Here is a 252-nt window from a genome sequence, read left to right on the forward strand (position 1 = left end):
GTTTTATATGAGTAAAGATAATGTGAAATATAATGTTGGATTATTTTTTATTGGAAATGGTGTCGATATGGCTTCTGATCTAAATACAAGCTTAAGTTGTTTTGGGAACTTTGTATTAAAAAATTGCCCAGATTTATATTACAAAATGTATGAAACTTATTATAAATTTGATGCCAAAATTAAACATGATGAAAAGAATAAGGATGAGGAAGTTAAATCAATTCAAGATAAATTTAATAAAATGTTTTGGAG

1 protein-coding gene is annotated in these 252 nt (G+C 24.6%); it reads left to right on the forward strand.

Annotation, left to right across the window (positions count from 1 at the left end):
• Positions 1-22: 22 nt before the first annotated feature.
• Positions 23-252: hypothetical protein (locus AC6UD2_RS06845; protein WP_500698442.1), on the forward strand; the 230-nt coding region annotated here is incomplete at its 3' end.

The organism is Fructilactobacillus sp. X2R5C2 (assembly GCF_059901375.1).